The sequence below is a fragment of the Streptomyces sp. RKAG290 genome, from assembly GCF_023701695.1.
In the GTDB taxonomy this organism is placed as follows: Bacteria; Actinomycetota; Actinomycetes; order Streptomycetales; family Streptomycetaceae; genus Streptomyces.
The window spans coordinates 279,621-299,939 of record NZ_JAJOZC010000001.1 but is presented as its reverse complement, the minus strand read 5'-3'; the positions used below and the strand labels follow the sequence as shown (position 1 = coordinate 299,939).

Genomic DNA, 20,319 nt, shown 5'->3' with positions numbered 1-20,319 from the left:
AGGACCGGCAGGGTTGGCTCGATCGCCGCCGCCGGTCGCGGCAGGCCGCGCGGAGCGGGCGGGACGCAGGGTCTGTGATCGCAGGATCAGTGATCCGAGAAGCTGGTCAATTGTGCTGAGATGTCGCCCTGCCGTTTCGCTCGGGTCGCAAATTTGATCGCCGTAGACCGCTTTGGCGTCACATAAAATCCTTATAGTGAACGTGCGTTGATCGCATGATCGTGACGCGTGAAGCCACCGCCACAGGAGTCAGGACGATGACGCGCCCATCCTCCGCAGAGCCCGCGCCCGCCTCTCCGCCCCCGGGTGCCCCGCGCACGCCGGGCGGGGGCCGTCCCGCTCAGCGGTCCCTCCTTCCAGACCGAGCCGCAGGCCGTCTACCGCGCCATGCGGCGTGATCACGGGCCGGTCGTCCCGGTCGAGCTCCCGGGCGGGTTCCCCGCCTGGCTCGTCATCGGGTACCGCGAACTCCACCAGGTCACCAGCGACGGCGAACTGTTCCCGCGTGACGTCGGCCTGTGGAACCAGTGGCCGCACATCCCCGACGACTGGCCGCTGCTGCCCATGGTCGGCCAGCCCCTGCCGTCCATCTACTTCAGCGCGGGGGAGGAACACCGCCGGCACGCCCGGATGGTCGGGCCGGCCCTCGAAGGGGTCGACCCGTTCGAGATCCGGAAACACTGCGAGCAGCTGGCCGACCGGCTGATCGACGCCGTGTGCAGCCGGGGCACGGCCGATCTCGTCGCCGACTTCTGCGTACCCCTCCCCGTGCTCGTCCTCGCACGACTGGTCGGGTTCCCCGACGACGAAGGCGCGGACATCGCCCAGGTTCTGCAGGATCTGGCCGACGGCGGTCCTGGCGCACAGGAGGCCCACCTGAGCTTCGGGGCGCACATGCAGCGGCTGGTGGCCGCCAAGCGCGCCGTGCCCGGTGACGACGTGACCTCCCGCATGCTCGCCTTCCCCGAGGCGTTCACCGACGAGGAGTACATGCTCGACCTGATGGCCATCACGGCTGCCGGGCACCTCACCACCGCGGACTGGATCAGCAACTCGCTGCGGCTGATGCTCACCGAGGACGAGTTCGCCGATTCGATGGCCGGCGGCCGGCGCAGCGTGGCCGAGACCATGAACGAAGTGCTCTGGGAGGACGGACCCACCCAGATCCTGGCCGGACGCTGGGCCGTCCGGGACACGCAGCTCGGCGGTCAGCGCATCAAGGCGGGGGACATGCTGCTCCTCGGCCTCGGCGCGGCCAACACCGATCCGCTGATCCGGCAGGGCCTGTCCGGCGACGGAACCCCGGCCAAGGAGGCAACGGCGCCCATCTCGCCTTCAGCCACGGCGAGTACCGCTGCCCGTTCCCGGCCCAGGAGATCGCCGAGATCATCGCCCGTACCGGTATCGAGGTGCTTCTCGACCGGTTGCCCGACCTCGAACTCGGTGTCGCCGTAGGGGAACTCACGCGGCGGCCTTCGGCGTTCCTGCGCGGCAGTACCTCGCTCCCCGTTCGGTTCACCCCCGTACACATGACAGGAGACCTCTCGTGACCTGCCCTCACGCCGCCGGCCCGGACGCCGGGACCGTCGTCATCGACCCCATGGTCCAGGACCTGGACGGGGAGACGGAGCGGCTGCGCGACGCCGGGCGGCTCGCCCGGATCGAGCTGCTCGGCGTACCCGCCTGGACCATCACCCGGTACGCTGACGCCCGTCAGCTCCTCGTCGACCCGCGGCTCGTGAAGGACCTCGACGCCTGGGGGCTGTGGCAGAGCGGCGAGGTCACGCACGCGTGGCCGCTCATCGGGATGATCGACGCCGGACGGTCCATGTTCACCGTGGACGGAGCCGAGCACCGGCGGCTGCGCACCAAGACCTCCCAGGCGCTCACCCCTCGCCGGCTGGAGGCGATACGGCCTGACATCGAGAAGTTCACCGAGGAACTGCTCGACGCGCTTGCCGAAGGCGGCAGGGACGGGGCCGTCGTCGACCTCAAGTCCGTGTTCGCCCAGCCGCTGCCCATGCGGGTCGTCGGCATGCTGATGGGTGTGGATCCCGCCGAGAACGCCATGCTCACCAGGCAGTACAAGGCCTTCTTCTCCATGCTCACCCCGCAGGACGAACGCCTCGCCCTGCTGGCCGAGTTGGATGTCTTCTACGCCGGGCTCGTGCGCGAGAAGACCGCACGGCCCACCGACGACCTGACCTCCGCGCTGATCCTGGCCGACGAGGGCGGCGAGCCCCTCACCGAGGAAGAGGTGGTCGGCAACCTCAAGGCGATGGTCGCGGCCGGGCACGAGACCACCATCGGGCTCATCCTCAACGCCGTACGGGCCCTGCTCTCCCACCCGGAGCAGTTGCGGATGGTCCTCGACGGGGAGGTCCCGTGGGAGACCGTCATCGAGGAGACGCTGCGCTGGGACACCCCGACCACCCATCTGCTGATGCGATTCGCCACCGAGGACATCCAGGTCGGTGACGGTGTCATCGCCAAGGGCGAGGGAGTGGTCATCTCGTACCGGGCGATCGGCCGGGACGTCGAGCAGCACGGTGCCGACGCGGACGCCTTCGACATCACCCGCCCCACCCCCATCCGGCACATGACCTTCGGCCACGGCCCGCACATCTGCCCCGGGGCGGCGCTGTCCCGCGTCGAGGCGGGGATCGCCCTGCCCGCCCTCTTCGCCCGCTTCCCCGGACTGCGGCTCGCGGTGCCGGATGCGGACATCCGCAAGCTTCCCGTGATGACCCAGAACGACATGGAGGCGTTTCCCGTTCTGCTCAACGCCTGAATCCACTCGTCGGCCGAACTGCTCCACTACTGAATCGATGAGTCCCTGGAGCTGCTGCGGGCCGCGCTGAGCGGGGAAGTCGTCGACTTCGCCGGGGAGTACCTCACGGTCGCGTCCGCACGGATCGGGCCGCTGCCCGCAACGCCCCTGGACATGCGGCTCGCCGGCAGCGCGCCCGCCGGACTCCGCAGGGCCGGCCGGTACGGGGGCGGCTGGCTGGGGGTCCTTCCTGACGCCGGAAGCGGCAGGGCGGGCCCGCGAGGGGATTTCGGTCCTCCTGCGGACGCGGCTGCGGAGGCGCGGGCCCCCGCGCTTAGGATTGCCGCGCCATCCGACGCACCGTGACGAGGACCAGCCCATGCACAGCGGCACCACGATCCGTCTGATCGAGCCCGCCGACGCCGCCGCCATCGCCGCGCACCGGGAGCGGGACTTCGAGGCTTTCCGGCCGTGGGAACCGGCCCAGCCGGCCGACTTCTTCACCCCGCAGGGCCAGGCGCAGCGGATCGACAGCCTGCTGGCGGGACACCGGGCCGGCACGGTCTGGCCGGGCGTGGTGCTCGCCGACGGCCAGGTGATCGGACAGGTCACGGTCGGAGGCATTCTGCCGCAGCCGCACCTGCGCCGCGGCTCCGTCGGCTACTGGATCGCCGGCATCGCCCAGAACCAGGGGCACGCCGGGCACGCCGTCGGGCTTGTGCTCCGGGTGATGACGGACGAACTCGGGCTGCACCGCGCCGAGGCGTCCACGAATCTGGAGAACCTGCCGTCGCAGCGGGTGCTGCGCCGCAACGGGTTCCACCCGTACGGAGTCACGCACTCCGCGATCTTCCTCGACGGGAGCTGGCGGGACGGCCTGCTGTGGGAGCGGATCCTCGGCGACTGACCTCGTCCTAAGGGCTGTCCCCGCCCTTAGGGCGTGTTTTGAAAGTCCCGCCTGCCCGGCGGCGGACGCTACTTTCAAAACACGCCCTAGCTGTATTGACCCGGAGCGTTGTTCACTCGGCTGATCGGGGCTGGCCTCCGAGTGCGGTGTGGCAGCGGTGGTGGTTGTAGGTGTGGAGGAAGTCTGCCAGGGCTTGGGTTCGTTCGGTGTTGGTGGTGTACGGCCGTAGGTAGGCCCACTCGTCCAGCAGGGTGCGGTTGAAGCGCTCGACTTTGCCGTTGGTCTGCGGTCGGTAGGGCCTGATCTTCTTGTGGGTGATGCCAGCCGCGGCCAGGGTCTGGGTGAAGAGCCTGGATTTGTAGCAGGAGCCGTTGTCGGTCAGGACGCGTTCGACGGTGATGCCGTGGGCGGTGAAGAACGCTTGGGCCCGTTGCCAGAATCCGGCTGCGGTTTCCTGCCTTTCGTTGGTGAGGACTTCGCTGTAGGCGAGGCGGGAGTGGTCGTCGACGGCGGAGTGGATGTAGCTGTAGCCGATCACTGGTTTGCAGCTCTTGCGCTGGTCGGTGGTGGCCTGGCGGTTGTGGTCGCCGGCTGTGCGGCCGACGGTGCGCCAGCCGCCGCCGTCGGGAATGTTGCCGAGTTTCTTGATGTCGACGTGGACCAGCTCGCCGGGGCGGTCGCGCTCGTAGCGGCGGATCGGCTCTCCGGTCGGCCGGTCCAGCCAGGCCAGCCGGTTCAGGCCGTGGCGAGTAAGGATCCGGTGGACTGTGGAGGCGGGCAGCCCCAGAATCGGGCCGATGCGGGCCGGGCCGAGTTTGCGGGCCTGCCGCAGATCACAGACGGCGGCTTCCGTGTCGGAGGCCGTGCGGTGCGGCGTCGAGTGCGGACGGCTGGAGCGGTCGTGCAGGCCGGCCTCGCCCTCGACCCGCCACCTGCGGACCCATTTATGGGCGGTGGGCCGCGATATGCCCATCTCCGCGGCGATGTGGGCGACCGGACGGCCCGCAAGGACTCGTTCGACCAGGATCCGCCTGCCGTGAACGGTCAGCCGGGCATTACGGTGGGACACGAAGACCTCCGTGTGGTGCAGTCCTAGACAGCTCCACCACATCGGAGGTCTTCGTCATGTTCAAGACCTGCCGAGTGTCAACAACGCTCGTGATCAATACACCTAGCCGCCCCAGCCCACGCGATCATGTGGGCGCGAAACCGCGGGGGCGCGACCGCGCGTCACGGCAACTCGCGCGTGAGCCATACCACTTCACCGCTGTCTTCCGTGGAGACGTGATCCCGGTCGAAGCCGAGCTTCTCAAGGACGCGCAACGACGGTGCGTTCCACGCGCCGACGGTCGACCAGAGCCGCCTGCGTCCGGTCGCAGCAGCGGCGTCGAGTACCGCGCCGGCTGCCTCGGTGGCGTAGCCACGCCCGTGCACGCGCTGGAACAGCTCATACGCGATCTCGGGTTCCTCCAGGCTGGAGCGGCCGATGATCAACCCGCAATAGCCTATGAAGTCACCTTCGTCGCGGCGCTGGATGGGCAGCAGGGCGATCCCCGTTGTCGCCGTCGCGGTGAGCAGCTTCGCGATCGACGTCCGGGCGTGCTCAACCGTGGGGGTCCCCTTGCCGCGTTCGCAGAGCAGGTCGCGGAACTCAGCGGCGTCCGACTCGGCCCACGGCCGCAGTACCAACCGCTCGGTCTCGAGCCGGAACGACATCGTCTCGTACGTAGCCATGCCCCCACTCTGCCCCACGCGTCACCACGAACTGCGGCCGGAGTACTGACCGACCTCACGGGGCGGTACACCCGGGCAGGGCCGCCTGCTACCGTCCGGCGTGGACTTCACCTCCGGCGGGACAGGCGGGCCGGGCCTCGACGCGGCTGCCAGGGCGCAGGCCGGTCGTGGGAACAACATCTGGGGATCCCTCACGGCAACAGCCGGCGCTCCACACGCGGCCGAGGTCTTTCACTCCGCCGGCTGGGCGGTCCGCCGGTCGAGCTGGACCGATTTCGAGGTCGGGAGTTCCTTCGCCGAGCTTGAGCTGATGCCGGCGGATCCCGTGCTGTTCAGCGGGTTCGTGGACCCCGGCCGCCTCACTGTCCTGCTGGCGGCCCTGAAGGAGCTGGGCATGCCCTTCACCCTGGAGTTCGAGGACAACGACGGGCGGGAGCACCTCTACCGGTCCGTGGTCCAGCCCGGTCGCTGACCGATGGCTGCCCAGGTGTCGCTCCATCGGGCACGCGCCTGACCCGGAGGCGGATGGCGGACACCACGGCAGTGCCGCGGCCGACGGCCGTGTATCCGTACGCGAGGCACCACCGCCCGCTTCGCGAGGTGCTTGTCAGGTCCCAGGGGCGGCAAAAAACAAAAGGCAAGGAGAGAGCTCTCCTTGCCACTCTCAACTTATAGCGCACTGGGGGGCTTGCCGCAAGGCCCTGGTCGCGGTGCACAATCGTCGGCCGATGCCACAATTTGCGGAAATGGGGCCACGACGTGCGTGTGCTGTTGCCGACGTATGAGGGACGAGGAGACGTCGAACCAGCGGAGGGACCGGGACCGGCAGTGCAGTTGCGGGTGCTCGGCGCGCAGGTGCGGGGGTACGCGTCGGCGGCTCGGCGGAGCGGCCGGCCGGTTCGGCTGAGCGAAGGCAACCAAGGATGAGGAAGTGCTCGACCAATGGCTCGACAGGGTGGGAGGCGTCGGTGATCCGATCGGCCACCGCAGCGCGACGGAGCACGACTGCCTCGGAGGTATCGCGATGACCGGGCAGTACGTGCTGGATCTTCAGGACATCGAGGAGACGCAGGTCGCCGTCGTCGGCGGCAAGGGCGCCCACCTGGGCGGGCTGTCGCGGATCGACGGCATCGCCGTGCCTGATGGCTTCTGCGTGACGACGGACGCCTTCCGCCGGATCATGGCGCAAGTGCCGTCGATCGACGAGCTGCTTGAAGAGCTGTCGCGCGTGAACCCGGACGACCGGGAGGCGATCCGCACGCTCAGCGCGCAGATCCGCCGGGCCGTCGAAGGGACTGCGATTCCGGGCGATCTCGCGACGGCGGTCACGCGCGCGCTCTCCCGGCTCGGCGAGCAGGCCGCGTACGCCGTCCGGTCCAGCGCGACGGCGGAGGACCTGCCGACGGCCTCCTTCGCGGGCCAGCAGGACACGTACCTGAACGTCGTGGGGCCTGCGGCGATCCTCCAGCACCTCAGTCGTTGCTGGGCCTCGCTGTTCACCGAGCGGGCCGTGACCTACCGCCGGCGGAACGGCATCGACCACCGCACGGTCCACATGGCCGTGGTCGTGCAGCGGATGGTCTTCCCGCACGCGTCCGGCATCCTGTTCACGGCCGACCCCGTCACCGGCAACCGGAAGGTCGCCACCGTGGACGCCGGCTTCGGCCTCGGCGAGGCACTGGTCTCCGGCCTGGTGAACCCGGACGTCTTCAAGGTGCGAAACGGCGAGGTCGAGGCCAGGACGATCGCCGCCAAGCAGCGTGCCGTCGAGGCGCTGCCGGCCGGCGGTACGCAGGAAGTGGCGATCGGCTCGGAGCGGCAGGAGCAGCCGGCGCTGACGGACGCGCAGGCCGTGCGGCTGGTGGAGCTCGGGCGGCGGATCGAAGCGCACTTCGGCAGCCCGCAGGACATCGAATGGTGCCTGGCCGATGACGGCTTCCGGATCGTTCAGAGCCGGCCGATCACGACACTGTTCCCCGTCCCCGTCCCCGAGACCGGCGACGAGGAGAACCACGTCTACGTGTCCGTCGGCCATCAGCAGATGATGACCGACGCCATGAGGCCTCTGGGTACTCCATGTGGCAGCGGACGGCCATGGTGGCGATGCACGAGGCCGGCGGGCGGCTCTTCGTCGACGTCACCGGGCGCCTGGCCTCGCCCGCGAGCCGCGCCGCTCTGCTGGACGTCATGGGGAAAGGCGATCCGCTGGTCAGGGACGCGCTGGAGACCGTCCTCGACCGCGACGGCTTCGTCCCGTCGCTCCCGGACGCGGCTCCCGGCGCTGCGCCGGCCCGCGGTCGGTCCGCCCCGATCGAGACCGATCCGGCCCTCGTCACCGAGCTGATCGAGCGCAGCCAGGTGTCCGTCGCCGCCCTGGAGCGCGACATCCGGACGAAGGCGGGCCCGGCGCTGTTCGACTTCCTGCTGGAGGCGTTCGAGGAGCACAAGCGGGTCCTCAGCGATCCGCTGAGCATGCAGGTGATCATGGCGGGGATGGAGGCCACCTGGTGGCTCAACGACAAGCTGCAGGAGTGGCTCGGCGAGAAGAACGCGGCTGACACGCTCACGCTGTCCGCCCCCGGCAACATCACGTCGGAGATGGGACTGGCGCTGCTCGACGTCGCGGACGTGATCCGCCCGCTGCCGGAGGTGGTCGAGTTCCTGCAGGGCGTCGAGGACGACGGCTTCCTGGACGAGCTGGCCAAGCTCGCGGGCGGGACGGCAGCGCGCGACGCCATCGAGGCCTACCTCGACCGGTACGGCATGCGCTGCGTCGCCGAGATCGACATCACGAGGCCACGCTGGCGCGAACGCCCCAGCACCCTCGTGCCCGTGATCCTCGACAACGTCAGGAACTTCGAGCCGGGCGCCGCCGAGCGGCGCTTCGAACAAGGGCGGCTGAAGGCGCAGAAGAAGGAACTGGACGTGCTGACACGCCTGCGGGCCCTGCCGGACGGGGACCGGAAGGCCGACGAGGCCAAGCGGATGATCGACCGGGTCAGGACCTTCATCGGGTACCGGGAGTACCCGAAGTACGGCATCATCAGCCGCTACTCCGTCTACAAGCAGGCGCTGCTGGCGGAGGCGGAGCGCCTCGTGCGGGCCGACGTGCTCCGCGAGGCGGAGGACATCTTCTACCTCACGTTTCAGGAACTCCACGACGTCGTGCGCTCGGACCGGGCGGATGAACAGCTCGTCCAGCAGCGCAAGGACGCCTTCCGGTCCTACCGGGCGCTCACACCGCCCCGGGTGCTCACCTCGGACGGTGAGGCCATCAGCGGGGCGTACCGGCGCGACGACGTCCCGGCCGGCGCGCTGATCGGTCTGGCGGTCTCCACCGGGACGATCGAGGGGCGGGCCCGCGTCATCCTCGACATGGCGGATGCCGATCTCGAAGCGGACGACATCCTGGTCACGACCTTCACGGACCCCAGCTGGTCCCCGCTGTTCGTCGGGATCGCGGGCCTGGTGACGGAGGTGGGCGGCCTGATGACCCATGGGGCGGTGATCGCCCGGGAGTACGGTCTGCCGGCCGTCGTGGGCGTGGAGCAGGCCACCCGGCTGATCCGGGACGGACAGCGGATCCGGGTGCACGGAACCGGCGGGTACATCGAGATCCTGCCTTGACCGACCGCCCCGAGTGGAATCGGCGAATCCGCAGGGAAAGAAGCATCCCCTGGGGCGGGGGACCCCCGCCCACCGCGGCCTGACCCCTCAACCCGGGGAACCGTCCCGGTCACCGCACAAGCCGCGGGCCGGAACGTGACGGAGCCCGGGAGCATGTCCAGCTCCCGGGCTCCAGCTTGCCACCCATTTGCGCACACCGGCGGCGTTTAAGAACCGCGGGTCATGTTGAGATCGACGTGTTCTGCCTTTGAACTACAGCGCCACGAGAGAGGCGCCGAGGGGACTTGAACCCCCATCCGTCGATGTTCGCCCACGCTCGGTCGATCCGGTGTTCGGCGGCGAATACTGAGACTGGAGCGAGAATCTGAGTTTCACGGGGCCGCCTCTGCCAGGCTTGGGCCACCCCCGCATGTGGTGCGGGGAGAGGGATTCGAACCCCCAACTGACACCCCTTCATCAGCTTCAACATCAGTTTCAGCTTGCGCTCATCGCGCACCCTCCGCTCGCGACGGAGGGCGTATGTGGGGGCTACCGGAAGAGGTAGCCGAATACCGCGTCACCGACCCGCTGGTCGGTGACCTCTGTGCTGTTCGCCTCCTCGCGGGCGAACTTGACGGACTGCTGGAGCTTCTCGACGCGATCGAGGAGCTCGTTGACCCGCCGGGCGGGCAGCGCGCCGGAGAACTTCACCGTGGTCCAGTAACCGACCGGGACGTCCTCGTAGTACACCTCGACCTGCGCCGGGTGCTTCTCCGTGGCCTCGGCCTTCACGTGGTTGCGCGGAACCTTCTTCGTGCGGATGGTCCGCACCGGGTCCGTCTTCCACGAGTCCGTCGAGGGGTCCAGGTTCCACGACTCGGAGGCGTCGAGCACCGGCAGCTTGCGCACGAAGGTGTGCAGGTCGGTGAGTTGCTTCTCCAGGAACAACAGGTACGGGACGGGCACCTGGGGCAGCAGCACCGTACCGTCGACCACCACGTCCGCGACCGCGGACCGGTTCGCCCAGTCCTTCGTCGCGGTGACGTCGAAGAGCCGCGTCAGCGTCCCGGCGGTCGCCCGCAGGGCGTCCTCGGCCTTGATCTGCACCCGGGTGGACTCGGGCGGCAGCTGCTCGCCCTCCTCGTCCTTGGGCTGGTAGGTCCGGGAGATTCCGGCCAGCAGGGCGGGCTTCTGCACGTCCTGGTGAGCCTGGGTGAGCTCTTGGAGGGCCTTGGACTTGACGCCCTTTTCGACTGCGATGATCTGATTCAGCTTCGGCACACGGCGAACCTAACAACCCCGCGCCCCGCGCACATCCGATTAAATACCTGCCCCGTCCCTTCCGGCCGCGAGAGCGGGGCGGCAAGCGTGAGCCCGGACCGGGGCGCGAAGGTCACCAACCGTGGCTGCTCCGTGTGCCGCGCCCCAGGGCTGATCGGCTCAGGCGCGGCGCGCCTCGGCCGTGGGGGCGGCCTCCGGTGCAGGATCGGTGGCGCGGCGGCCCCGGGTGGGCTGCCCGGCACCGCCCACCGCGTGGAGAGGCCCGGTCATGAAACCGTCTTGCGACCCGCTGTTTCCGTCCCTTGCCGCCCAGGCGCGGGGACTCGTCAAGGACGACACGCTCGCGCCGGAGGAGGCGTGAGCGCCGTGCCGGGCGACGGCCGCTACGGAGAGGCCGTCTTCCGTCCCGAACAGGCGGGGGAGGGGGAACGCATCGACTTCGGGGCCCTCGCCTACGACGACATCACCATGGCCCGGCTGCGGGCGGTCGGGGCCGGCCCGGGGTGGCGCTGTCTCGACGTCGGAGCCGGCACCGGAACCGTCTCCCGCCGGCTGCTGGACGAGGCCGGGGTGGACAGCGTGCTCGCCGTGGACCGCGACGTACGGTTCCTCAGGGAGCGGCCGCTGCCCGGACTCGACGTGCTGGAGGCCGACATCACCGCCCCGGACTTCGTCTCCGGCCGGTTCCAGCTGGTCCACGCCCGCTTCGTGCTGATGCACGTGCCCGGGCGCGAGCGACTGATCGCGGCGCTGGCCGAACTCGTCGCACCCGGCGGTGTGCTGGTGCTCAGCGACGCGGTCGACCTGACGAGCGACCGTACGCCCGCGACGCCGTACTCCGCGGCGATGCGGGCGATGTGGCAGGGGCTGCGCGCCACGATCGGCACCGATGTCAGCTGGGTGCCCTCGTACCCGCAACTGCTGCGCGGGGTGGGGCTCAAGCCCGTCGCGGCCGAACTCCATGCGCCGCCGCTGCTGCCGGACAGTGCCCTCAGCCGGTTCTGGGTGGACACCTGGGAGCGCAGCAGGGCGGCGATGCTCGCCACCGGCCTGGTCGACGATGCGGCCGTTGACGAGGCGGTCGAGTATCTGGGGTCCGAAGAGTGCGCCGCGCTGTCGGCCGGCATGTTCACCGTCTGGGGACGGAGGCCCGAGGAGGGCACGGGATGAAGCCGGAGGGGCCCGGCCTGCTGCTGCACTCAGGAGCGGCGCCGAAGCAGCGGTGAATTGTGTCGCGTTCATGGCAACCGGAACTCGTCCGGCGACGACTGCTTTGCGACCCCACGCTCCTCCCGTAAATCGAACGCAGGAGGCCCCCTCATGAGCCGCACCATCCGCAGCAGGTCCCTCGCCGTCATCACCGCCGCGTTCCTCCTGGCCCTCGTGCCAGGCAGTGCGTCCGCCTACCCCAACCCGGGCGCCGTCACCGGCGACATCGTCGTCCACGACCCCTCGATGGTGCGCACGCCCTCGGGCCAGTACCTGCTCTACTCCACCGGCGACAACCTCCAGCTGCGCACCTCCACCGACCGCACCGCCTTCGGCCGTTCCGGATCCGCGTTTACCGCACCGCCGAGCTGGTGGACGAAGTACTCCTCCGCCTCCGACCCGTGGGCGCCGGACATCTCGTATCACGGTGGCAAGTACCTGATGTACTACGCGGTCTCGTCCTTCGGGTCGAACACCTCCGCCATCGGGCTGGCCGTCTCCACCACCGGGCAGCCGGGCAGCTGGACGGACAGCGGCACGGTCTACACCTCGGGCGCGTCGAGCGACTACAACGCCATCGACCCCAACCTCTTCGTGGACGACGACGGGAAGTGGTGGCTGTCCTTCGGCTCCTGGTGGACCGGGATCAAGATGATCCGGCTCGATCCGTCGACCGGCAAGCAGTACGCCGGTGACACCGCCCGCCGCGCACTGGCCTCCCGCCCCACCGGGACCAAGGCGGTCGAGGCGCCGTCCGTCGTGAAACGGGGCGGCTACTACTACCTGTTCGCCTCGTACGACACGTGCTGCGCGGGCACTTCCTCCACGTACAAGGTCAAGGTCGGCCGTGCCACCGCTGTCACCGGTCCGTACTACGACCGCGACGGCGTGAACATGTTGAACAACGGCGGTACGGCGGTGCTGGAGTCGCACGGCCGCTACATCGGTCCCGGCGGGCAGTCGGTGCTGGCCGACTCCGACGGCGATCTGCTCGTCTACCACTACTACGACGGCCAGGACAACGGGACCCCGAAGCTCGGGGTCAACCTCCTGAACTGGAGCAGCGGTTGGCCCGTCGCCTACTGACCCTGCCCGCGCCCGAGCCGCACCACGCGGACGGCCGGGTGCGGGCAGCAACCATCCGGCCGCCCGGCGGCAACCAGTACCTGAACGCCCTCTTCCCCCGACGGAACGGTTCAGGTCATGACAGCGGATTGCCGAACGGCGCAGCACGCCCCCCACATGTCCGCAGGCGGTAAGCGCCGCAGCAGTCACCTCAGCCGCAGAACCGGGCTGGGAGTGGCGACAGCGGCCGGCACCGCCCTGGCGGCCGCCTTCGCCGCCACCACGGCGACCGGTGCGCCGAAGGTGCCGGACACCGCCGGCGTCACCGCCGTGACGGCGGCCGCCTCCTCGGTCCGGGCGGAGGCCGCACCCGAGGCCCCCGCCGCGAGCACGCTCACCGTCGCCAAGGACGGCAGCGGCCGGTACACCACCGTGCAGGCCGCCGTGGACGCCGTGCCCGCCGGCAACACGGCCCGGACCGTCATCTCCATCGCGCCCGGGACGTACCGCGAGACGGTGAAGGTCCCCGCCACCAAGCAGAACGTCACCCTGCAGGGCAGCGGCCCCAGCCGCACGAGCACCGTCATCGTCCACGACAACGCCTCAGGCACCGAGAAGCCCGACGGTTCGGGGACGTACGGCACGAGCGGCAGCGCGACCGTCGCGGCCGAGGCGGACGGCTTCCAGGCCCGCAACCTCACCATCTCCAACGACTTCGACGAGGCCTCCCACCAGGGCATGAGCGGACTGCAGGCGGTCGCGCTGCGCACCGCGGCCGACAAGGTGTTCCTCGACTCGATCGTCACCGAGGGCGACCAGGACACCCTGCTGCTCGACACCGCGTCCAAGGACAGGCCGGGCCGGGTCTACATGACCGGCTCGTCCGTCGTGGGCAACGTGGACTTCGTCTTCGGCCGGGCGAGCGCGGTGATCGACGCGTCGGTGATCACCCTGAAGAAGCGGTGGGACGGGAGCTCGGCGGGGTACGTCACCGCGCCCAGTACGGCCGCCGGCCGCAAGGGCTTCCTGATCAACGACTGCACGGTCGAGGGGAGTGTCTCCGGGGCCTCCTTCTACCTCGGCCGCCCCTGGCACGCCGGCGGCGACGCCTCGCTGGACCCGATGGCCACCTTCCGTAACACCACCCTGAGCGCCGCGGTCAAGGCGGCGCCGTGGACCGACATGAGCGGCTTCTCCTGGAAGGACGACCGGTTCGCCGAGTACCGCAACAGCGGGCCGGGTTCGGGTCCGGCGAGCGGTGACCGGCCGCAGCTGACGGATGCCCAGGCGGCCGGACAGGAGACCGCCGACTGGCTGGGAGGCTGGACCCCGTCGGCCTCCTGAGCCCCTGCCGGCCCTTCCTGGGCCAGGGAGATCCCGGTGCCGACGGTGTCCGGGGCCGGGAGTCGGGCATATCGTGGCGGTGGCCGTACGGTTGACCGTGAGCGTCGGCTCGACCGTGACTGTCCGTACGGGCTCGGGGCCAGGAGTCGAAGCGCTTCGACAGTGCTATGGACACGCTCTGTATCCAGGTCTAGGCTTCGCATCATCCGTGCATGTCACAGGTAGATGGCAGGAAGTCGAAGCGCTTCGCCGCATCTCGTCGTGGCTGCCGGCCCGGCCGGCAGGTGTGCCGGTTGCCGAGTCGTCCTGTGATGGAGAGCCGAATGGTCACCCTTGCCGAGGTCGCGCAGCACGCCGGAGTCTCCGCAAGCACGGTGAGCTACGTCCTCAGCGGGAAGCGGTCCATCTCGGTACCCACCAGGGAGCGGGTGGAGCGGAGCATCCAGCAGCTCGGCTACCACCCCAACGCGGGCGCACGCGCCCTCGCGAGCAGCCGGTCGAACATCATCGCGCTGATGGTGCCGCTGCGCACCGACATGTACGTCCCGGTGATGATGGAGATCGCCATAGCGGTCGCCACCACGGCCCGCACCCACGGCTACGACGTCCTTCTCCTCACCGGCGAGGAGGGTCCCGCCGCGGTACGGCGTATCGCCGGGAGCTCGCTCGCCGACGCCATGATCCTGATGGACGTCGAGCTGCACGACGAACGGCTGCCGCTGCTGCGGGAGACCGAGCGCACGGCCGTGCTCATCGGGCTGCCCGCCGGCACCGACGGGCTCACCTGTGTGGACCTCGACTTCGAGGCGACCGGAGCGCTCTGCGTGGAGCACCTCGCCGGTCTCGGGCACCGCGAGGTCGCCGTGATCGGCGAGGCGGCCGCGGTGTACGAACGGCACACCGGCTTCGCCGAGCGGACCGTCGACGGCGTTCGGGCCAAGGCGCAGGAGGCCGGCGTGCGGGTCCTGCACCGGCCCTGCGAGGGCGGCTATCCGGCGATGGCGCAGACCCTGTCGCGGATATTCGACGAGCGCCCCGGCACCACCGGGTTCATCGTGCAGAACGAGTCGGCGGTGGAGCCGCTGCTCAACCTGCTGCGCCAGCAGGGCCGGGCCGTACCCGAGGACGTGTCCGTGGTCGCGATCTGCCCCGAGCAGGTGGCCTCGCAGGCCTCGGTGCGCCTGACCTCGGTGGCCATACCCGCCCAGGAGATGGGGCGCCGCGCGGTCGAACAGGTCGTCGCCAAGCTCTCCGGTCGGGGCACGGACGAAGTGGAGCTGCTGGCACCGGAGTTGACGGTACGGGAGAGTACCGGCCCCGCCCCGAGGTGAGCGCGCGCACGAGCCGGCCCCCGCGAGGGAGCCGGCTCCTTGTGCGTACGGCTCAGCTCGCGGAGACGCCGAACCCGTTCGTCGTGAAGTCCAGGCCGCCCGCGGACGAGGTGACCTCGTAGCCGAACTGCACGTCACCGATGGTCTCGTTGCCCCACCAGCCCTTGGTGTCCTTGATCCACTTCAGGATCGGCAGGATGTCCACCGAACCCGAGGTGGAGTCCGAGGTGCGCAGGAACGAGAAGACCTGGTTGGCCCCGTTGTCGCCCTTGTAGACGGTCCAGGAGTGACCGCCGAGGCTCACCGTGCCCTGCGAGGTGCCGAGCGGACCCACCGCGCCGTTGTAGTTGACCCAGAGCATGACCTCGTAGTCGTAGTCGGTGTCCCAGATGTCGTACGAGGTGTTGTACGCGCCGGACGACGGGACGGTGACGTTGTAGTTGCTGGTCAGCGACGCCAGCGAGGTGATGGACTTGCCGACGACCTTCTTGGCGTTGGGGTACGACTTGATGCCGCCGGTGTTCGGGTGGTCGGCCGAGACGCCCCAGTTGCTGGAGGAGTTGGCCCAGATGGACTGCGAGCCCGCGCCGGAACCCCAGATGTTGTTGTACAGGGTGTAGCCGTCGGAGGTGGTGTAGTTGCCCCACTGGTCCGAGGAGGACCAGATCGCGGCCTGGGCGGGGGCGGCGGCGAAGCCGATGAGGGCCGCCAATGCCGTTATCGGAGCCATCGCGAACCTGCTGAGGGTGCGGGTGCGGGTGTGTGTTGCCATGGTTGTCCCTTCCATGGTGGGGGGATGGGGTGGGGGGAGTGCTACCGCGGCCTCAGTTCGAGGATGCGGTCCACGCCGGCTGTCAGCTCCAGCGGAGCCGCGGTGCTGCCGGCGGAGGAATCGGTGAGGATGCTCCCGTCGCCCGTACGGACATCGACCCGGGCGTCACGGGTGGGGTGCAGCACCGCGGTCGCGGTGCCGTCGGCGGACCAGCGCAGGTCCAGGCCCGCTCCGAACCTGGTGCGGACACCGCGCAGTTCACCGCTCGGGCAGCCGGACAGCGGTGCGGGCAGCAGGACCAGCCGGTGCGGTGTCGACTGGACGAGCGACTCGATCACCGCCGCGGGCAGCGCATGGGCGGCGTCCGCGTTGTAGACGTCGCGGGACGGATAGTGCGCGCTCATCAGGGAATCGTGGAAGTAGTCGCCCGCCAGCACCGCGCCCAGCGCCGCGGAGGCCCGCGCGCCGTCCCGCAGCCGCGCGGCGATCAGGGCGTGGTGCAGATGGCCGTGGGCGGAGTCGTTCTCCGGGCCGCGCAGCTCCAGGGCGCGGTGTGCGGCGGCCGACAGCTCCGGGGTGTCGTACGGGTTGACCGCGTCCAGCGGCCACACCGGGTAGAGATGGCTGAGGTGGCGGTGGTCGTAACTCTCCCTGAGACCCGGCCACGCCCATTCGGCGAGTGCGCCGTCCTCGTTGACGAGGTGGCCGGGCAGCCGGTCCGCCAGAGCGCGCCGGCGCACGGCCACCGAAGGGGCGGGGCAGTGGGCTGCCGACGTGGTCAGCGCGTGGCGGGCGGCCGCGAGGTCCATCGTCGCGTTGACCGTCCCCCAGCTCGCGTTGGCCGGGCGGTTCTCCGGCGAGTACGACGGCACGACGGCGACGGTGCCGTCGGGGGCGGTGCGGGTGAGGAAGTCCTCGTAGAACAGGGCGGCTTCATGCAGCGCCTCCACCAGCCGGGGGTCCGTCACCCCGCTGGTCTCCGCGTGTTCGAGCAGCGGGTGCAGGAGCCAGTCCGCGCCGGCCGTCCACAGGTGCAGCGGATACGCGCGCTGGTAGTGCCGGGTGTGGCCGGACTCACCGTCGGTGTGGGACGGGGCGACGATTCCCCGCGCGCCGAAGATCGCCCGGGCGTTGTCCCGCCAGTCGCCCAGCTGTCCGTACACCAGGGCGGCGTGGGCCAGGGAGACCTCGGGGAGCGCAGCGGCCGCGGCCGACGCGATCTGGAGGTTGAGGTTGGCATTGGTGGTGAACGCCCCCGACCACGCCGTGTCCCAGTCGCCCGTCCACAGACCGGTCAGCCGGGGCGGCAGCACGCCCGAGGACGAGAGCAGGTGGTAGCGCCCGGCCGCGAACAGCCGCTCCAGGAGTGCGGGACTGCCGGCCAGGCGGGTCAACTCGCTCCCGGGCAGCAGGCGTTCGGTCGGCTCCGCGTCCAGGGTGAGGGAGGCCCGCCGGAACGCCTTGCGGTGTAGCGAACGGTGCCGGGCGAGCAGCGTCGGGTAGTCGTCGCGAGGGAGCGCGGCGCACTCCGCCGCGAGGTCGAGGTCGCCCGCGTGGCGGCGCACCCGGGTGAGCAGCAGCAGACTCCGGGCCCCCTCGACGCGGACGCCCTCACCGGCCACCGACACCCTGCCGCCGTCCGCCCGGACCACGGTCACACCCGTGTAGCCGAGCTCGCTGTCCGGGTAGCCCACGCGCAGCGCCAGCCGGCCGCCGCCCGGAGCCAGTACGGTGCTGCGCCCGATGCCCAGTCCCGGCGGCGCCCCGGGCAGTGCGTGGTCCAGGGTCAGGTCCACCGCGAGCCCGGGGCCTGCGACGTACTGGACGATCACGTCGTCGGCGCGGGAGACGAAGACCTGGCTGCGCCGGCCCTCGCAGACGGCCGTGACCTCCCCGGTGGCGAAGTCGACCGTGCGGCGGTAGCCGGCCGGCGGCGCCTCCTCGGCGGAGCCGGAGCCGGACACGTGCCCGGAGCCTGAGCCGGAGGCCGGACGGATCCGGGTCTGGAACGCCGGGTGGAAGGGCTGCACCCACACCAGCGGCCGTCCCGCGCCGAACCGCTCGGCGGCCGTGGTGTCCCCGGCAAGCAGGGAGTCCCGCAGCCGGTCCAGCCGGTCCGCGAGCTCGGGCGGACGGGTGTGCTCGCTGCCGTTCGGCCTGACCAGGGTGTGGTGGTTGACGACGACCCGGTCGTCGGCCGGGTCCCCGTACACCATCGCGCCGTGCCGGCCGTTGCCGCTGAGGAAGGCGTCCTCCCAGCGGGTGGCGGGGCGCGGCTCCCACGTGCCGTCGATGGGCGAGCGGCCGGTCATGGCGCGGCGCTTCGCAGCACGGCCACGCCGTACCGGCCCAGCTCGACCGGTCCGTCCACCGCGCGGCCGGTCAGCAGGTCCTCCTGGGCGCCGCCCGGCACGGTCACGGTGACCGCGGCCCTGCCGTGGTTGAGCAGGAAGAGCAGCTCGCCGCGGCGGACCGCCTCCACGCCGTCGGGCAGCCCCGGCAGCACCGGTTCCGCACCGGCCTCCCGCACCACCCCGCCGAGCAGTGCGCGCAGCGCCTTCGGTTCGGGCAGTGTCGACAGGTACCAGGCCCGGCCCCTGCGCAGCACCGCGGGCAGCCCGGCGAGCTCACCGTCGCGGTAGGCGGCCACCACCTCGGTGTCCGCCTCCGCCTCCAGCTCCTCCGACCAGATCCCGCCGCGGAAGCCGTCGCACTCCACGGACGAGCCCGCGTCGAGCGGCCACCACTCATGCAGTGTGCGGATGCCGAACAGCTCACGCAGCCGTGCGTCCATGCCACCCGGCCTGATCCGGTCGTCCACGTCCGCGACCCCGCTGAAGAAGCCGCAGACCAGCGTCCCGCCGCCGCGCACGTACGCCACGAGGTTCTCGACGGCGCGGTCCGTCAGCAGATACAGGTGCGGCACGGCCACGGCCCTGAACCGGCTCAGATCGGCGTCGGGGCGGGCGAACTCCGTGACGACGCCGTTCTCCCACAGCGCCCGGTGCCAGCTCTGCACGACCTCCGCGTAGTCCAGCAGCGAGGACGGCCGGCCCTCCTGCGCGCCTGCCCACCAGGAGTCCCAGTCGTGCAGGATCGCCACCTCGGCGGGCACGTCGCTGCCGCCGACCGCCGGGCCGATCGCGGCCAGTTCCGCCCCGAGCCGCTTGATCTCGCGGAAGGTACGCCCCTGTTCGCCGGCGTGGGTGAGCATCCCGGAGTGGAACTTCTCCGAGCCCTGCCGGGACTGCCGCCACTGGAAGTAGCAGACGGCGTCCGCGCCGCGCGCCACCGACTGCAGCGACCAGAGCCGGTTGAGACCTTCGGGCTTGGGATGGTTGACACCCCGCCAGTTGACCGGGCCGGCCGCCTGTTCCATGAGCATCCACGGCCCGGCGGCCTGCGAACGCGTCATGTCGGCGAGCATCGCGTTGTACTGCCCGCCCTGCGGGTCCCTGGGGTCCGGATAGATGTCGACGGAGACGATGTCCTCCTGGGCCGACCAGGCCCAGGCGTCCTGCCCCGACCACAGCGGCATGAAGTTGGTCGTCACCGGAATGTGCGGGGTGTGCCGGGCGACGATGTCGCGCTCGGCGACGTAGCACTCCATCAGCGCGTCGGACGTGAACCGCTTGAAGTCCAGCACCTGCGCAGGGTTCCTCATGTACTGCGCCTTGCGCGGCGGCAGGATCTCCTCCCAGGTGTCGTAGCGCTGGCTCCAGAACGCCGTGCCCCAGGCCTCGTTGAGAGCACCGACCGTGCCGTACCGGCTCCGCAGCCAGCGGCGGAAGTGCGCGGCCGTTCCGTCGCACCAGCAGTGGGTGCAGTACTCGTTGTTGATGTGCCACACGGTGAGCGCCGGGTGGTTCGCGTACCGCGCCGCGAGGTCCTCGGTGAGCGCCGCGGCGTAGCGCCGGTAGACGGGGGAGCTCGCACAGAACTGCTGCCGCGACCCGTACCAGACGACCGCCCCGTCCTCCGTGCGCGGCAGGGTCTCCGGATGCCGGGCCCCCATCCAGGGCGGCGGGGACGCGGTCGGCGTGGCGAGCACGACACCGATGCCATGGGCGTGCATCAGGTCCATCAGCCGGTCCAGCCAGCCGAACTCCCGCTCACCTGGGCGTGGTTCCATCTTCGCCCAGGAGAAGACGCCGAGGGTGACGGAGTTGACCCCGGCCTCCTTCATCAGCCGGGCGTCGTCCTCCCACACGTCCTCGGGCCACTGTTCGGGGTTGTAGTCGCCTCCGAAGAGGATGCGGCCACGGGCCGCGTCGCGCAGGGACGGCATGGCGTCTCTCGT

13 protein-coding genes and 3 pseudogenes are annotated in these 20,319 nt (G+C 70.5%); 10 read left to right on the top strand and 6 right to left on the bottom strand.

Translation table 11 applies throughout. The features are described 5' to 3' along the window. Positions 1 to 257: 257 nt before the first annotated feature. From LNW71_RS01340 to LNW71_RS01330, 4 genes and pseudogenes are all read left to right on the top strand, one after another. Positions 258 to 1,550, top strand: a pseudogene (locus LNW71_RS01340) (cytochrome P450). Further along, on the top strand, positions 1,547 to 2,791 hold the full coding sequence (locus tag LNW71_RS01335; RefSeq protein ID WP_250966529.1) for a cytochrome P450: 1,245 nt from the start codon (positions 1,547 to 1,549) through the stop codon (positions 2,789 to 2,791). Before LNW71_RS01340 ends, LNW71_RS01335 begins: the two are co-directional and overlap by 4 nt. A 33-nt stretch (positions 2,792 to 2,824) precedes the next feature. Then, positions 2,825 to 3,136, top strand: coding sequence for an LLM class flavin-dependent oxidoreductase (locus LNW71_RS36745; RefSeq protein ID WP_374119502.1), 312 nt, complete (start codon positions 2,825 to 2,827; stop codon positions 3,134 to 3,136). 13 nt (positions 3,137 to 3,149) lie between these two features. Further along, positions 3,150 to 3,677 carry a GNAT family N-acetyltransferase gene (locus LNW71_RS01330; protein ID WP_250966528.1) on the top strand — a complete coding sequence of 176 codons (528 nt, stop codon included), beginning with the start codon at positions 3,150 to 3,152 and terminating at the stop codon, positions 3,675 to 3,677. An 86-nt stretch (positions 3,678 to 3,763) separates the two neighbouring features. On the opposite strand, the pseudogene LNW71_RS01325 reads toward LNW71_RS01330, so the two are convergent. Both LNW71_RS01325 and LNW71_RS01320 read right to left on the bottom strand, forming a co-directional pair. After that, positions 3,764 to 4,746 (bottom strand): annotated as a pseudogene (locus tag LNW71_RS01325) (IS481 family transposase). A gap of 161 nt (positions 4,747 to 4,907) precedes the next feature. Further along, entirely contained in the window at positions 4,908 to 5,411 is a 504-nt protein-coding gene (locus tag LNW71_RS01320) for a GNAT family N-acetyltransferase (RefSeq protein ID WP_250966527.1), read from the bottom strand. 100 nt (positions 5,412 to 5,511) lie between these two features. Between LNW71_RS01320 and LNW71_RS01315 the strand changes: the two genes are divergently transcribed. Both LNW71_RS01315 and rph read left to right on the top strand, forming a co-directional pair. Further along, entirely contained in the window at positions 5,512 to 5,883 is a 372-nt protein-coding gene (locus LNW71_RS01315; protein ID WP_250966526.1) for a hypothetical protein, read from the top strand. A gap of 552 nt (positions 5,884 to 6,435) precedes the next feature. Continuing rightward, positions 6,436 to 9,038: pseudogene (gene rph, locus LNW71_RS01310) on the top strand (rifamycin-inactivating phosphotransferase). A 528-nt stretch (positions 9,039 to 9,566) separates the two neighbouring features. Here rph and LNW71_RS01305 read toward each other — a convergent pair. Beyond that, complete coding sequence (locus LNW71_RS01305; RefSeq protein ID WP_250966525.1) at positions 9,567 to 10,298, bottom strand: hypothetical protein; 732 nt, start codon at positions 10,296 to 10,298, stop codon at positions 9,567 to 9,569. Positions 10,299 to 10,655: 357 nt separating this feature from the next. Between LNW71_RS01305 and LNW71_RS01300 the strand changes: the two genes are divergently transcribed. From LNW71_RS01300 to LNW71_RS01285, 4 genes are all read left to right on the top strand, one after another. Further along, positions 10,656 to 11,468 carry a class I SAM-dependent methyltransferase gene (locus LNW71_RS01300; RefSeq protein ID WP_250966524.1) on the top strand — a complete coding sequence of 271 codons (813 nt, stop codon included), beginning with the start codon at positions 10,656 to 10,658 and terminating at the stop codon, positions 11,466 to 11,468. A gap of 150 nt (positions 11,469 to 11,618) precedes the next feature. Further along, positions 11,619 to 12,593: an arabinan endo-1,5-alpha-L-arabinosidase gene (locus LNW71_RS01295; protein WP_250966523.1), complete on the top strand. Its 975-nt coding sequence runs from the start codon at positions 11,619 to 11,621 to the stop codon at positions 12,591 to 12,593. Positions 12,594 to 12,749: 156 nt separating this feature from the next. Next, the gene (locus LNW71_RS01290) at positions 12,750 to 13,916 is read left to right on the top strand and encodes a pectinesterase family protein (protein WP_250966522.1); all 1,167 of its coding nucleotides are present in this window, start codon (positions 12,750 to 12,752) and stop codon (positions 13,914 to 13,916) included. 323 nt (positions 13,917 to 14,239) lie between these two features. Beyond that, the gene (locus LNW71_RS01285) at positions 14,240 to 15,247 is read left to right on the top strand and encodes a LacI family DNA-binding transcriptional regulator (protein WP_250966521.1); all 1,008 of its coding nucleotides are present in this window, start codon (positions 14,240 to 14,242) and stop codon (positions 15,245 to 15,247) included. Positions 15,248 to 15,299: 52 nt separating this feature from the next. Here LNW71_RS01285 and LNW71_RS01280 read toward each other — a convergent pair whose 3' ends face one another. The 3 genes from LNW71_RS01280 to LNW71_RS01270 are packed head-to-tail and all read right to left on the bottom strand — an operon-like array spanning position 15,300 to position 20,307. After that, entirely contained in the window at positions 15,300 to 16,019 is a 720-nt protein-coding gene (locus tag LNW71_RS01280; protein ID WP_250966520.1) for a hypothetical protein, read from the bottom strand. Positions 16,020 to 16,060: 41 nt separating this feature from the next. Further along, the gene (locus LNW71_RS01275; protein WP_250966519.1) at positions 16,061 to 18,331 is read right to left on the bottom strand and encodes a glycoside hydrolase N-terminal domain-containing protein; all 2,271 of its coding nucleotides are present in this window, start codon (positions 18,329 to 18,331) and stop codon (positions 16,061 to 16,063) included. Beyond that, complete coding sequence (locus tag LNW71_RS01270; RefSeq protein ID WP_250966518.1) at positions 18,328 to 20,307, bottom strand: beta-galactosidase; 1,980 nt, start codon at positions 20,305 to 20,307, stop codon at positions 18,328 to 18,330. The genes LNW71_RS01275 and LNW71_RS01270 overlap by 4 nt, the downstream gene beginning before the upstream one ends. Positions 20,308 to 20,319 lie beyond the last annotated feature (12 nt).

Coding starts and splice junctions, on each gene's coding strand:
- LNW71_RS01330 (WP_250966528.1), top strand. CDS start 3,150: ATGCACAGCGGCACCACGATCCGTCTGATCGAGCCCGCCGACGCCGCC.
- LNW71_RS01320 (WP_250966527.1), bottom strand. CDS start 5,411: ATGGCTACGTACGAGACGATGTCGTTCCGGCTCGAGACCGAGCGGTTG.
- LNW71_RS01295 (WP_250966523.1), top strand. CDS start 11,619: ATGAGCCGCACCATCCGCAGCAGGTCCCTCGCCGTCATCACCGCCGCG.
- LNW71_RS01290 (WP_250966522.1), top strand. CDS start 12,750: ATGTCCGCAGGCGGTAAGCGCCGCAGCAGTCACCTCAGCCGCAGAACC.
- LNW71_RS01285 (WP_250966521.1), top strand. CDS start 14,240: ATGGTCACCCTTGCCGAGGTCGCGCAGCACGCCGGAGTCTCCGCAAGC.
- LNW71_RS01280 (WP_250966520.1), bottom strand. CDS start 16,019: ATGGCAACACACACCCGCACCCGCACCCTCAGCAGGTTCGCGATGGCT.
- LNW71_RS01275 (WP_250966519.1), bottom strand. CDS start 18,331: ATGACCGGCCGCTCGCCCATCGACGGCACGTGGGAGCCGCGCCCCGCC.
- LNW71_RS01270 (WP_250966518.1), bottom strand. CDS start 20,307: ATGCCGTCCCTGCGCGACGCGGCCCGTGGCCGCATCCTCTTCGGAGGC.